This is a genomic window from Cloacibacillus sp., from assembly GCA_036655895.1.
GTDB lineage: Bacteria > Synergistota > Synergistia > Synergistales > Synergistaceae > JAVVPF01.
The window spans coordinates 31,325-45,356 of record JAVVPF010000004.1; the positions used below are offsets into that span (position 1 = coordinate 31,325).

Below are 14,032 nucleotides of genomic sequence, written 5' to 3' on the forward strand. Positions count from 1 at the left end.
TATATACTATTGAAATAAATATTTCAATAGATGGGAATAAAAAAGGAGCTGCGTTGACGCAGCTCTTTTTAGCATGCCGACATAATATAAATACTTTTGCAGCGGGACTTACGGCATTGTTACTCCTTTGTCTTCCAGCACCTCTTCAAGATTTTTAAGTTTCTTCCTGACAGAATTTTTCTTCCTCTGAGCAAGCTCTGTGATCATAGCTTCTGCAAGCACCATCGCCTGAACTATTGAGTAGTGATACTTCGCGCGCCCAACGCATAGAGTGACCGTGGCGGAGTCAATGGCAGGATTGCCCATGTCGTTTGTTATTAGTATTGAAGGAATACCTTTACCCTTAGCAAAAGCAAGGATCTCCTGTGTAAGTATTACAAAATGAGGTCCTCCCAAAGAGACCGCTATTATAAGGTCTTCTTTGCCAAGGTTCAGCACCTCGTCATATATGACATCAGTTCCAGCATAGGCCAGCATTTGAGTATTAGAAAAGAGCTGGTTCATCATAAAATGGAGGAATCCAGCCACATATTTGCTGGAGCGCATCCCTACAATCCCAATTTTCCTGGCATTCAACATCAGTTCTATCGCATTGTCAAAAGAATCCATAAGTTGACGAGAGAGCGAGTTTTTGATTCCTTCTATTGAATCTCGTGACACCCATGAGAGCACAGGTTCTTGTTCGGAGTCCGTACTTTCGTTTAATACCTGTTCCAACTCCCACCAGACAGAGTTATTAGTGGTCATCATTACTTTCTGTAATTGCTCCAGGAGTTCTTTATAGCTGTCATATCCCAACCGTTTGACTACCCTGACCACCGTAGCGGGGCTAGTCTTAGAGGCCTGCGCCAATTCTTCAACGGTATAAAATGCCACTTGCTGGTGATGGTCCAATATATATGAGCAGATAAGTTTTTGCTGTGTCGGAAGATTTTGGATCCCGGACCTAAGGCGCGCAAAAACATCATCCTGTTGGTTATCACAAAGTGCTGAATTTAGAACCATAAAGTATTCTCCTTATTATTACAATTGAGCAATTCTGCCAAGCTGAAACCTCTATTACTATTCTAATGTAGAATTTTAACAGATAATTCTCACGTTTACTATTGATCTCTTTTTTCATGCCGAAAGAGATTTATCATATATACCGATGTTACAAACCCCTCTTAGTTAATTTTTGATTCTCTCGTACAACGGCTGATTTAGTTTGTGTCTGCAACATTAATACTCTGAGTTATTGTTAGGTCCTTTACTCAGGTGGCAGAATAAAATTATCCTGCAATTTCATACCAGCTATAGGGCAAAAATAGACTCAAGTCCCTATTTCTCCCCCATCAGCTTCCCATACAGCGCTTCGGTCTTTGCTTGTATCCTTTCCATTGAGACGCCGTGTTGTTGCGCGTACCAGACGGCGCCTCCGGCTCCTACGCCCTCTTTTATGAAGCCTTTTTCGTAGTCGGCAAGGCCGGGGTAGCGGGAATGGGTGAAGTCAAGGGGGGCGGCGTACCAGCGGACTCCGATTTTTTCGGCGTATTCCTCAAGGCAGCTTGTTTTGTCCTGGTGCACGTATTTCGTGGTGGCGACGAGCAGGTCGCGTTTTACGCCCATGTCGCGCAGGATGGCGGCGACGGACATCATCTGGGTGCCTCCGGCGAGCGTTATATTGACGCTGTCGGGGAGCGCTGCGGCAAAGGCGGCGGCGGCGGCCTGCATTGGGTCTCCCGTTTCGGCGGCGGCCTCTATGCCGCGTCCTTTCAGGCCGCCTTCGGTTATTCCAAGGCGCGCGGCGCTGTCGCGCCATATCTGCTCTTTTAGCGAAAGGGGGTTGTATGGGCCGGCGGAGGAGACGGTCCCGGTGTGGCCTAGCGCGCGCATGACTAGCAGCGCGGTGGTGGTGCCGCCGGGAACGGATTCTGCTATGACCGCCTCTTTGATATTTTTATCCAGCCCGCGCGCCGCGGCTTCGGCTGCCGCCGCTATCTTGTCCCAGTCGGGCAGAGCTTTTTCTTTGCGCGGGTCGCTTCCGGGCCTTTCGCTCAGCGTCACGTGAGGCGCGGCGGGAGCTATGGACGAACCTACGCGAAAGGCCATTTTGTCAAAGCCCGCTTCAAGCAGGCACGCGCGCGTTATGAGCGCGGGCGACGGGTGTCCGAACGGGTCGAACGGAAGAGAGTCCGAGGCTTTCGGGCGGTCGTAGTAGAGCATGTCCGCGTCTGCGGGCGCCGTGTAGGCGAGCGCCTCAAGGTTGGCGCCTGCCGCAGATAGCCCAGGAATGCGGGCCAGCGCCGTCTCTGCGATAAATAACAAAAACATCACTAATTTTCCCCCTATACGAAGCATCGATTAAGCGTTAAAATGCACCTCAAATAGCTCCCTCACTTATGTGGGGGGACTGTCTAAGTAATGTGTAAATAAGCGTCAGGCTTTTGTCCTGATCTTTGATAGATTATAGTATAGTTTTGGATTTTAATCCTGCGCAGTTTTGATTAGGGGGAAATTTTGTGGCAACAAAGCTGGCGCCCACTAGGGGTAATCTTGTAAAGCTGACCAGGGACATGGTGATGGCGCAGTCCGGCCATGACCTGCTGGATCAAAAGCGTCAGGTGCTTATGATGGAGCTTGTGCGCTATATCGACGCGGCAAAAAAACTGCAGGAGGACGTAGCTAAGGTTTTCAAGCAGGCTTACGACGCTTTGCAGAAGGCGAATATCTCATTAGGCATAGACACTGTGGAAGATATTTCAGAGTCGGTGCCCATCACGTCGGCCATCACGGTACGTCTGCGCTCCGTAATGGGCGTGGAGATCCCGGACGTCGACCCTGTCTCTTCGGAGGCGACGCCAAGCTACTCTTTCCACGGCTCTTCGGGGGCGATGGACGCGGCGTACGAGAAGTTTCGCAAAGTTATGGTGCTTCTGACGCAGCTTGCAGAGATAGAAACTAGCGTCTACCGTCTTGCCGTACAGATACGCAAGACGCACCGCAGGGTCAACGCGCTTGAAAAGGTCGTGATCCCGCAGGACCTGCATGAGATACGTTTTATAAGCGACGTTCTGGAGGAGAGCGACCGAGAGGACTTCACACGCATGAAACTGGCTCAGAAAAAGATAAAAGAATAATTTCTCACAATTTCAGGGGGAGGGGATTATAAATGAGTACTCTGCACGAGGTTCTGGCAGTTCTTTTGGGCGCGGAATCTGAGGCCAAAAGAATAGTCGATGATTCAAAGAGCGAGGCCGAATCGCTGCTTCGCAACGCGCAGGAAAAATTCGCGGCTGAACGCACCAATCAAATGGCCTCCGCGCGCGAGCAGGCCAAAGGCGTCATGGAGACGGCTCTCAATTCCGCAAAGACCGAGGCGTCGCAGATAGCGAGCCTTGGCAAAGAGGAGAGGGCCCGTATGCAGAAGCGTTTTGAAGAAAACGTAAATCCTGTCATCAGTTCGATGGTGTCAGAGACCGCCGAGAATTTTATTTCTAAGAAGAGAGGCTGAAGTTAGTGTCATCTTCACACGGTTCCGCAACCGCCCTAGGGGTAAAGGCTCACGTGCTCTACAGCCAGCTGTTGAGGGCTGACGAATACTGGGCGCTGCTGAACCTCAACTCCACCTCGGAGATAGCCGCCTTCCTAAAACAGACGGCGGGGTATAAAGACCAGCTGGAGCTGCTGCTTCCGACTAAGGTGCACCGCATAGACCTTGAAAATTCGGTGCGCTCTTCGATTTTGTCTGAGGCGGACTCGTTCCTCTATTACCTTCAGGGGCCATGGCGCACTCTCTTTATCGACTGGCTCTCCTGGTATGAGGCGGAGCAGTTAAAGAGCATCTTCAGATGGACGCATTCCAAGCGCCTCGACCGCGACATCATGCGCCAGAGGCTTTTTCGCGTGCCCGGCTCCACTCTGCCTTACGAGGCTATGCTGAACTGCCGCGATTATAAAGAGGTGCTGGACGCGCTGCATGACTCAAAGTACTATAAAGTGCTGAGGGAGCCGGTGCGCAGGCTGCTGAACGGGGAAAATTCCCTTTTCTCGCTTGAGCTTGCGATAGACCATCTGGTGGAGACCGATCTTTACGCCGACATCAAAAAGCTCCCGGCGGACGAACGCGCGGTGCTGGAGCCGCTTTTCGGTTCCAGGGTAGACCTGCTGAACCTCTACAATTTCCACAGGTGCGCGTGGTATTACAATATGACTATTGAAGAGACGATAAGCCGGATGCTGCCAGTAAAGCACAAGGTCAAGACGCATCATCTGCGCGCCATTTCCAGAGGCACAAACTGGGAGGAGCGCATCGAGATAATGGAAGAGGCCTTCCCCGCCTACGGCAGGATATTCCGCGAAGCGTTGGCTCAGGAGGACAAAGAGTTGGCTCTTGAGATGTCGATAAAGCGCTACAATTACCTTAAGGCGCTTTCAATCCTGCGCAACGGAGTGCCGGGCTTCCATACCGCCATCGCCTACTTCATTCTTAAAGACCACGAAGTGACGGACATCATCAGGATGATAGAAGATGTGCGTTATGACTATGACCGTCGTTCCGCGGCCCAGTACCTGATAAGGCCGATAATCAATGGGGGTGAACCCGCATGGCAGTAATGAAAATGGTCGCTTTGACCATGATTGGACCGCAGTCCGAAATGGAACCCGTCGCGCGCCGGATGGTGCTGACGGGCGGCTTCCAGCCGCTGCCGCTTGACATTCTGGTCAACGACAGGTCTCTGCGCTCCAAATTGACCACAGAGACGGAAAATCCTTACGACGAGCTGCTCATCAAGATCTCGTCGATATGGAAGGTGGCGGGCGAGGTCATTCCCGACCCGCAGCCCGTCACCATCACGCGCGACTTTACTCTCTCCAACGCGCGCATGAAGGTGGACCAGCTCTCAAAGCGTCTGCGCGTCTGGGAACAGCGCAGGCACGTCCTCGTTGAGGAGCAGGAGCTGCTCTCGGCCACGAAGCTTTTCGTGCAGGCGCTCTCCGGCACGGAGTTCGGGCCTAAGGAGCTTGCAGAAGGAAGGTTCGCAAAGACCTTTTTCGGCTACCTCTCAAACGAAAACTACACAAGGCTCACGGAAAGCGGCGAGGAATCGCCCATCGCCATCAACGAGCTGACGACGAACGGCGGCAACACCTGGGTGCTGATAATGACTGTGCCCGGCTACGAGGATTCGACGAAAAAGCTGCTTGAGGCGGTCTATTTCAAAGACTTCTCGCTGAAGGACGTGGCCGCGCAGCTTGACGGCGACGACCCACTGGCGCTTGTCGACAGACGCATCGCAAACCATGAAAAGGCGATACGCGGACTCTCAAAGGCGGCGAAGGACATGCTGCGCGAGCACAGAAGCGACTATGAACTGCTCTTCTCGCAGTTATACACCATGCAGCGCGTCTACGACGTCTGCAAGGGCCGCGGCGAGGTGAGCGGCATGTTCGTGCTCTCCGGCTGGATACCGGCCGACACCTACGAGCAGATAAGCAGAACTATTGCCGAAGAGGCGCCCCTCACCACTCTGATGGTGGAGGACACGCAGAACATCACCTACTCCGGCATACGCATCCCGACAAAGCTGCAGAACAACCCGTTCTTCCGCTCTTTCCAGGACATCGTAGCGATGTACAGCCTGCCCTCGTACGGAGAGATAGACCCGTCGCCGATAGTCGCCATTTCGTTCATACTCTTCTTCGGATTTATGTTCGGCGACGTTGGCCACGGACTGCTCATCTTCCTTGGCGCGATAATGCTCGTAAAGCGCGGCATCATGAAGCGCTCGCTCGGCCAGGTCATGAAGATGGCGTCGCTTTCGTCGATGTTCTTCGGCGTAATGTACGGCAGCATCTTCGGCATGGAGGGCATAATACCCGCCGTGTGGCTCAACCCGATGTACGACGTCAACAAACTGCTGGGAGTCTCCATAGGCCTCGGCGTCTTTATGATAAGCCTCGGGCTGGTGCTGAACATGATAAAACAGTACCGTGCGAAGGACTTCGGACGGCTGCTCTTTGACGGGCAGGGCATGGCTGGGCTCTTCCTCTACTGGACGCTCTGCGCGCTCGGCATGATATACATCACAGGCTCGCCCATCTCCGAATTGACGGCCGACCTGATGTGGGGCGGCATCGGCACTCTCATAGTGGTTATGATACTGCGCGACGTGCTTGCGCGTTACCTGCTGCACCAGAAGGGCGACGGAGAATCGCCGGTGCTCAACATGTTTGAAATAATGCACAACCTCATGTCGTTCGTCTCGAACACCGCCTCATTCGTAAGGCTCGCGGCCTTCGCTTTGAACCACGTGGGGCTCTCGCTTGCGGTAATAATGCTCTCGGACATGGTGCATACGCTTCCGGGCGGCATAGTGATGAAGGGCATAATACTGATAATCGGCAACATGGTGATCGTCTGCCTTGAAGGGCTGATAGTCTTCATACAGACGCTCCGTCTTGAATACTACGAGTTCTTCGGAAAGTTCTACAAGGGAGGGGGAAGCGCCTTCAAGCCTGTCGGCTGGAAAAAAGAGGGCGGCAAATTCTCACAGCCAGGCGCAAACGATCTGTAGCAACGGCATCTGTCAGTAAATTAAAGATAATAATAGAATATTAGAGAATCAGAAAGGAAGAGATACTTATGTTCGGTTTAATGTTAAGCTGCGGCACTGTAGTAACTTTGATGATCGCTGGATACCTGCTCCAGCGCAGAGGTTTTTCCGGAGGAAAGAAACTTTACGGCGTAATACTTGGAGGCTCCACGCTCCTCGTGCTGACGGGAGCCATCCTTGCCCTCTTCTCGGGCGCGTCATTCGCCGCTGAAGGCGCGGCTGTCGTCGCTAAGGAAGTTTCCGTAGGAGCGGGCCTTGGCTTCATCGCCGCCGCCTGCGCCACCGGCATCGCCTGCCTCGGCGCCGGACTTGCCGTTGCGAACGTCGGAGCCGCGGCTCTCGGCCTCGTCGGTGAAAAGCCCGAAATGCTCGGAACGACGCTCATCTACCTCGGACTTGCCGAAGGCATCGCGATTTACGGCGTCATCATTTCACTGCTCGTAATTCAGAAACTGTAGGCGATCTTAAGATAAATGAAAGCCTATCTTGTGAGCGACAACCATGACTCTCTGGTAGGGATGCGCCTTGCCGGCATTGAGGGGACGCTCGTTCACACGCCGGACGAGACCTACGACGCAATCAACAAGGCGCTCGGAATGCGCGACGTCGCCATACTCGCAGTAACGGAGAAGGCGGCGGAGATGGCTCAGGAGATAATCCAGCAGCTTCGCGAACGCGGCGACCTGCCGCTCGTCGTGGAGATACCCGACAGATTCGGCACAAAGAGGGGCCCGGATTTTCTTACCAGATATGTACAGGAAGCCATTGGGGTGAAAATGTGATGAAAGAAGTATCAAACGAAAAAATAGGCAGCCTTAGAGATATAATCCTGGACCGCGCCGACAGCGAGAAAAAAGTTCAGATGGCGCAGGGCCGCCGCGAGGCGGACGACTGGATGGTGCGCGAGACTGAAAAGCTGCAGCGCGAAACAAACCTCATCCTCCAGGACGCCAGAAAGCGCGCGGAGGACATCCGCCGCAGACAGATACTGGCCGCGGAGCGCGAAAAATCGACGGAGACGCTGCGCCTTCAGAACCGCATTCTCTCCGACGCGATGGGACGCCTTCAGGACAAGCTCGTCCAGCTGCGCGAGAGGGCGGACTACCCCGACATATTGGCGGGGATGTGCATCGACGCGATACATTCGCTGGGCGTCACGGTGCCGGTAAAGGTGCGCCTTTCGGCCGTGGACATGGGCCTTGCGGTCTCCGTGGTGGACAAAGTCTGCGCACTGATGCCCAATGTCAAAATAAACTTTGCCCCGGACCCCGCCCCGATATTGGGCGGCTGCTGGGTGGCCACGGCGGACGGACACAGGCAGGTCAATATGGACTGGCAGAACATAACCCAGGAAATGGCGGACTCTCTTGCCGAACGCCTCCTGCCGCTGCTTTAGGAGGAACTACATTTGGAACGCAAAAACAACAGCCAAGCTCCCCATAAGGGTCTGGTAGAGTCCGTAAACGGACCGGTCATAAAGGCAAGCGGGATGCGCGACTTTGGTATGCGTGAGGTCGTCAAAGTCGGCCCGAAGCGCCTTATGGGTGAAATAATCAAAATGGATTCTGAAAACGCCACCATCCAGGTCTACGAAGACACGGACGGCCTTCAGATATACGAAGCTGTCGAAGGCACAGGCGAGCCTCTTTCAATAGAACTCGGCCCTGGCATCATAGGCAGCTTCTTCGACGGCATCGGGCGCCCCCTGGACTCGCTGCTTGAAAAAGAGGGCATGTACATCACGCCCGGCACCTCGGTCAACATGATAGACAAAAACCGCATCTGGGAGGTAACTCCCGTAGCGAAAGTCGGCGAGCTCGTCTCCGGCGGCATGGTGCTTGCCACGATACAGGAGACGCCGCTTCTTGTGCATAAGGTGATGTGCCCTCCTGACTTCGAAGGCGAGATAACATGGATAACGCCCGCTGGAAAACACGAAGCCGGAAGCGACGTAGCGAAGGTCAAAGACGCCTTCGGCCGCGAAGTGGCCATCCCGATGATACAGAAATGGCCGGTGCGCACGCCGCGCCCCTACCGCGAAAGGCTGCTGCCCAACGAGCCGTTCGTCACGGGGCAGCGCGTCATAGACGGCCTCTTCCCGCTTGCTAAGGGCGGCACCGCCTGCATCCCCGGCGGTTTCGGCACAGGCAAGACGGTGACGCAGCATCAGCTGGCAAAATGGGGCGACGCTCAGGTCGTCATCTACATCGGCTGCGGCGAACGCGGCAACGAGATGACGGACGTCCTTGAACAGTTCCCCGTACTGGAAGACCCGCGTTCTGGCCGTCCGCTGATGGAGCGCACCATACTCATCGCAAACACCTCGAACATGCCGGTCGCCGCACGTGAAGCCTCCATCTACACAGGCATCACAATAGCGGAATACTTCCGCGACATGGGCTACGACGTCGCCATCATGGCCGACTCCACCTCACGCTGGGCCGAGGCGCTGCGCGAGCTTTCAGGACGCCTTGAAGAAATACCGGCCGAAGAGGGCTTCCCCGCCTACCTGCCAAGCCGCCTCGCTGAGTTCTACGAGCGCGCCGGCCGCGTCGTCACCATCGGCGGAGAAAACGGAAGCGTAAGCGTCATAGGAGCCGTCTCACCTCCGGGCGGCGACTTTACGGAGCCTGTCACGCGCCATACGAAGCGCTTCATCCGCTGCTTCTGGGGGCTTGACAAAAACCTGGCAAACGCGCGCCACTACCCCGCCATCTCGTGGACAGACTCCTACAGCGAGTACGCGGCGGAAGTAGACGGCTGGTTCTGCACCAACGTAGACCCGCGCTGGGGCGAGCTTCGCGACGAAGTGCGCAACATACTCGCGGAAGACAATAAAATACAGCAGGTCATAAAGCTAGTCGGCGAGGACGTCCTCCCCGACGACCAGCGGCTCATCGCCTTCACAGCCTTCCTCATCAAAAACGGCTACCTGCAGCAGAACTCATTCGGCTCCGACTCATACTCGCCGCCGCTTAAGGGCTTCAACATCCTTGAGATAATCCTTGAGTTCTACCACAAGGCGATCGAGTTGGTCCGCAAGGACATCCCGATCTCGCTCATAAAAGAGGACGAATCCGTGGACGCCATCACGCACCTTCGCGAGCTGGCCCCTGACGACAAAGAGGGCTTCGACGGCGTGCGCAAACGCATCGACGAACACCTCGACCGCGTCGCCGCGGAGCGCACAAGAAAGCTGAGAGGTGAGTAAGAATGGCACAGCCTGAATATATTGGCGTAAGAGATATTGAGGGGCCGTTCATCCTCGTTGAAAACGTAAAGGGCGTGGGCTACGGCGAACTTGTCGACATACGCGACAGCAAAGGCAACCGCCGTCACGGACAGGTCAAATCGCTCAGCGAAAAGGCGACTCTCGTGCAGGTCTTCACCGGCACAGAAGAGCTTGTCCCCAACACGACGAAAGTTCGCTTCCTGGGCAAGCCTCTTGAAGTCCACCTTTCAAAATACATGCTCGGACGCACCTTCAACGGCCTGGGCGAGCCGCGCGACGGCTGCGGCGAAATATACGGCGGACGCCGCGTCAACATCAACGGCCTGCCGCTGAACCCGATGGCGCGCCAGTACCCGCGCGACTTCATTCACACCGGGATATCCGCGATAGACACGCTGATGACGCTCATACGCGGGCAGAAGCTCCCCATCTTCTCCGGCAACGGCCTGCCTCACAACCAGCTCGCCGTGCAGATAGCCACTCAGTCGAAGGTAATGGGATCGGAAGATTTCGCCGTCGTCTTCGCAGGCATCGGCGTAAAACATGACGACGCCGCCTACTTCACGCAGGAGCTTTCGTCGCGCGGACATTCAAACAACATCGTCACCTTCCTGAACCTTGCGGACGACCCGGTAATCGAACGCATAGCGACGCCGCGAATGGCGCTCTCCACAGCCGAATATTTAGCCTACGAGCTTGGAATGCACGTCCTCGTCATAATGACCGACATGACCAGCTACTGCGAAGCGCTGCGCGAACTTGGCGTCGCGGCGGGCGAAGTACCCAGCCGCAAAGGCTACCCCGCCTACCTCTACAGCGACCTCGCCGCCCTCTACGAGCGCGCCGGAGTCGTGCGCGGACGCGAAGGAAGCGTCACGCAGATACCGATACTTACGATGCCAAACGACGACATCACGCACCCCATCCCCGACCTCACCGGCTTCATCACCGAGGGTCAGATAGTGCTGTCGCGCGAGCTCGACGCAAAGAACATCTACCCGCCGATAGACGTCCTCACAAGCCTCTCAAGGCTTATGAAGGACGGCATAGGCAAAGGCTTCACGCGCGAAGACCACCCGAGCGTCGCAAGCCAGCTCTTCGCCTCCTACAGCCGCGTTCAGGAAGTCCGTTCGCTTGCAGGCGTCGTCGGAGAAGACGAACTCTCAAAGACGGACAAGGCCTTCCTATCCTTCGGCCGCCTCTTTGAAGAGCGCTTCCTGCGCCAGGGCAAAGAGGATGACCGCGAGATCGGCTACTCGCTCGACATGGCATGGGAGATATTGGGCACGCTGCCTAACTCCGAGCTGACGCGCGTCAGCCTCACCGACATCAAGGAGCACATAAAGAAAAAGGAACAGTAATTCAATTTTCGCCAACAACAACGCGTCAATATCACAAATATTGAATGCCGCGCCGCGAAAGTCCTCAAAAAAACTTGCGCGCGCGGTATTTTTTGTTGTCATCCACAATTTTTTCTTTTATTTTTACACATATTTTTCGGATATGTTATAATCTGCAAATTATATTTACAAACGTACTTTTGGAGGAATCATAATGATAAACAACATAGCGCTTGCCGGATGCGGCAACGTCGGAACGGCGCTTCTAGAGCTGCTGCACGACAAACAGGACGAACTCAGGGAAAAATACGGCTTTGAATTCAAAGTGGTGCTCATAAGCGACCTCATGAAGGGCGTCGTAATGAACGCGGAGGGGCTTGATCTTGACGCGGTGCTTGCCGCGCTTCACGAACGCCGCAGCTTCTCCGGCTTCATGCAGGCGGCGGTGCCCTTCGACGAGCTGCTGCACGAATCCGGAGCGACGCTGCTTGCCGAATGCACGCCAACGGACATGAAGACCGGCGGCGCGGGCCTTGTGCACCTCCGCTCTGCGCTTGCGCGCGGCATAAGCGTAGCCACCACAAACAAGGGGCCGCTTGCCGTAGCGTTCGACGAGCTGACGCACACAGCCGAAGAATGCGGCGCGCGCCTCGCCTACGAAGGCGTCGTCATGAGCGGCACACCGCTCATCGACATGGTCAAAAACGGCATAGCGGGCTGCTCCGTGCTCGGCTTTGAAGGCATACTGAACGGCACGACAAACTTCATACTGACCAAAATGGGCGAAGGCGCCACCTACGCCGACGCGCTCATCGAGGCCACCTCGCTCGGATACGCAGAGGCCGACCCCTCCGGCGACGTAGAAGGCTGGGACGCCGCCGTCAAAGTGGCGATACTCTCAAAGATAATATACGGCAAAGAGGTCCAGGTGAAGGACATAACGCGCATCGGCATCACCCAGATAACGCCGCGCCAGATAGAAGAGGCGCGCAAAGCGGGCTTCGCCATAAAGCTTATAGCCGGCGTGCGCTTTGACAGCTTCGGTATGCACCCCTACGTAATGCCGAAAGAAATATCGCTTGCCTCGCCGCTTGCCTCAATAAACGGCGCGACGAACGCGATAACCATCCAGACCGACAACCTGGGCGACATCACCATATCGGGCCCCGGCGCGGGACGCCGCGAAACGGCGCAGGCGCTTTTGGGCGACATGATAAGAATGGGAAGCCATTAACGACAGCGGGCGGCAGCAAACCTTTGCCAATATAAAAGAGCGGGCCTTTGCCCGCTCTTTTCGTATCCGCTGCGTTATTTTTAAAACTTAGACCTTAAGCGTTCCGTCGCGGCGTTTCTGGTCGAAATCCTTAACGAGGACGCGCAGCTCCTTCGTCAGAAGCAAGAGCCCGATAAGGTTCGGGATAGCCATCATGCCGTTCAGCGTATCAGAGAGGTTCCAAAGGTTCGCAAGCGCTTCTCCACCGCCCCACGCGCCGAGCACGATAAGCAGCATCCAGAAGAACTTAAACGGCTTGATGAAGGTGCCTTTGCCATGCGAAAGATAGACGAGCGCCGTCTCAGCGTACCAGTACCAGCCAAGGATCGTAGAAAGCGCGAAGAGCGAAAGCGCCACAGAGAGTATCATGACGCCTGCGGGGCCAAGCACGGAGCTGAAGGCCGCAAGCGAAAGCTGCGCGCCGGTAAGTTCGGGCTGTCCCGTCAGCACGCCTGTTGCAAGAATAGTGATAGCGGTGAGGTTGCAGATGATTATCGTGTCCATGAAAACTTCAAACAGCCCGTAAAGCCCCTGACGCACGGGGTGGTCTGTACGCGCCGTGCAGTGCACCATAGGAGCGGAGCCAAGGCCGGCCTCGTTTGAGAAGACACCGCGTGAAATACCGCGCGTGATCGCTATCTTGACCGACCATCCGGCAAGAGCGCCGGGGAGCGCCATCGGGTCGAAAAACGCGCCGTAGAAAGCGCTGCTGATCGCGCCGGGAATAGCCTCATAATGCGCGACTATTATCGCAAAGGCGCCGAGGATGTAAAAAATCGCCATAAAGGGCACCATGTAGACCGTAACTGTGGCTATCCTCGTAAGGCCGCCCCATATTACCAGTCCGACAAGAGCCGCTATGACGACGCCGGTAACAAGGTGCGGCACGCCAAAGCCCATAGAGATGCCTTCCGCCGTTGAGTTCGACTGCACCATGTTGCCGATGCCGAAGGAGGCGAGGAATGTGAGGAAGGCAAAAACCATCGCGAGCCATTTCATGCCCAGCCCTTTTTCAAGGATGTACATCGTGCCGCCGCGGTAGCCGCCGTTCTCGTCAGGCTCTCTGTATTTCACCGCTAGCGTCACTTCGCTGAACTTCGTCGTCATTCCAAAGATTGCGGAGATCATCATCCAAACGAGCGCGCCAGGGCCGCCAAGATGAAGCGCCGTAGCAACGCCCGCGATATTTCCGGTGCCTACCGTGGCCGCAAGCGCGGTCGCCATTGCAGCAAACGAAGAGATGCTGCCTGCGTGCTCTGATTTTTTCGTGATGTTGCCAAAGACCTCACGGAACATCAGACCGAAATAGCGCACCTGCGGAAAACGAAGCACCAGCGTCAGCCACACTCCCGTTCCGACAAGAAGAGCCAGCATCCAGGGTCCCCAGATTATCCCGTTTAGAAAATCGTTAAACTTCCAAAACCAATCCATAAAAACTCCCCCTCAACTATTTAAATTATGCAATTTAAATGGGAGAAGATTATCACTTAACAAATATCTTGTAAAGAGCATTTGTAACACAAATAGACAGACTATTATAAACTAGCCGTCCGTTATATTGCCTATTTCCCAAACATTACGCGTAAAAAAT

13 protein-coding genes are annotated in these 14,032 nt (G+C 55.1%); 10 read left to right on the forward strand and 3 right to left on the reverse strand.

Annotated features, from left to right (window positions below; genetic code table 11):
* Nucleotides 1–108: 108 nt before the first annotated feature.
* Together RRY12_02405 and RRY12_02410 are read right to left on the reverse strand one after the other, a co-directional pair.
* Nucleotides 109–1,005 carry a MurR/RpiR family transcriptional regulator gene (locus RRY12_02405; protein MEG2183504.1) on the reverse strand — a complete coding sequence of 299 codons (897 nt, stop codon included), beginning with the start codon at nucleotides 1,003–1,005 and terminating at the stop codon, nucleotides 109–111.
* 315 nt (nucleotides 1,006–1,320) lie between these two features.
* The gene (locus tag RRY12_02410; protein ID MEG2183505.1) at nucleotides 1,321–2,316 is read right to left on the reverse strand and encodes a TIGR00303 family protein; all 996 of its coding nucleotides are present in this window, start codon (nucleotides 2,314–2,316) and stop codon (nucleotides 1,321–1,323) included.
* Between the two features lie 185 nt (nucleotides 2,317–2,501).
* Between RRY12_02410 and RRY12_02415 the strand changes: the two genes are divergently transcribed.
* From RRY12_02415 to RRY12_02460, 10 genes are all read left to right on the forward strand, one after another.
* A complete protein-coding gene (locus tag RRY12_02415) occupies nucleotides 2,502–3,119 on the forward strand; it encodes a V-type ATP synthase subunit D (GenBank protein MEG2183506.1) in 618 nt (205 codons plus the stop codon).
* Nucleotides 3,120–3,151: 32 nt separating this feature from the next.
* Nucleotides 3,152–3,493, forward strand: coding sequence for a hypothetical protein (locus tag RRY12_02420; protein ID MEG2183507.1), 342 nt, complete (start codon nucleotides 3,152–3,154; stop codon nucleotides 3,491–3,493).
* A 5-nt stretch (nucleotides 3,494–3,498) separates the two neighbouring features.
* Nucleotides 3,499–4,596, forward strand: coding sequence for a V-type ATPase subunit (locus RRY12_02425; GenBank protein MEG2183508.1), 1,098 nt, complete (start codon nucleotides 3,499–3,501; stop codon nucleotides 4,594–4,596).
* Entirely contained in the window at nucleotides 4,587–6,557 is a 1,971-nt protein-coding gene (locus RRY12_02430) for a V-type ATPase 116kDa subunit family protein (protein MEG2183509.1), read from the forward strand. The genes RRY12_02425 and RRY12_02430 overlap by 10 nt, the downstream gene beginning before the upstream one ends.
* 68 nt (nucleotides 6,558–6,625) lie before the next feature.
* Nucleotides 6,626–7,054: an ATP synthase subunit C gene (locus RRY12_02435; GenBank protein MEG2183510.1), complete on the forward strand. Its 429-nt coding sequence runs from the start codon at nucleotides 6,626–6,628 to the stop codon at nucleotides 7,052–7,054.
* 15 nt (nucleotides 7,055–7,069) lie between these two features.
* Nucleotides 7,070–7,378 carry a V-type ATP synthase subunit F gene (locus RRY12_02440; GenBank protein MEG2183511.1) on the forward strand — a complete coding sequence of 103 codons (309 nt, stop codon included), beginning with the start codon at nucleotides 7,070–7,072 and terminating at the stop codon, nucleotides 7,376–7,378.
* Nucleotides 7,378–7,992 (forward strand): V-type ATP synthase subunit E family protein, encoded by a 615-nt coding sequence (locus RRY12_02445; GenBank protein ID MEG2183512.1) that lies wholly within the window; start codon nucleotides 7,378–7,380, stop codon nucleotides 7,990–7,992. The genes RRY12_02440 and RRY12_02445 overlap by 1 nt, the downstream gene beginning before the upstream one ends.
* Nucleotides 7,993–8,004: 12 nt before the next feature.
* Nucleotides 8,005–9,807, forward strand: coding sequence for a V-type ATP synthase subunit A (locus RRY12_02450; GenBank protein MEG2183513.1), 1,803 nt, complete (start codon nucleotides 8,005–8,007; stop codon nucleotides 9,805–9,807).
* 2 nt (nucleotides 9,808–9,809) lie between these two features.
* Nucleotides 9,810–11,189 (forward strand): V-type ATP synthase subunit B, encoded by a 1,380-nt coding sequence (locus tag RRY12_02455; GenBank protein MEG2183514.1) that lies wholly within the window; start codon nucleotides 9,810–9,812, stop codon nucleotides 11,187–11,189.
* 193 nt (nucleotides 11,190–11,382) lie between these two features.
* On the forward strand, nucleotides 11,383–12,402 hold the full coding sequence (locus tag RRY12_02460) for a homoserine dehydrogenase (GenBank protein MEG2183515.1): 1,020 nt from the start codon (nucleotides 11,383–11,385) through the stop codon (nucleotides 12,400–12,402).
* Between the two features lie 87 nt (nucleotides 12,403–12,489).
* Here RRY12_02460 and RRY12_02465 read toward each other — a convergent pair whose 3' ends face one another.
* Nucleotides 12,490–13,872, reverse strand: a complete 1,383-nt coding sequence (locus tag RRY12_02465) for a sodium:alanine symporter family protein (protein ID MEG2183516.1) — start codon at nucleotides 13,870–13,872, stop codon at nucleotides 12,490–12,492.
* Nucleotides 13,873–14,032 lie beyond the last annotated feature (160 nt).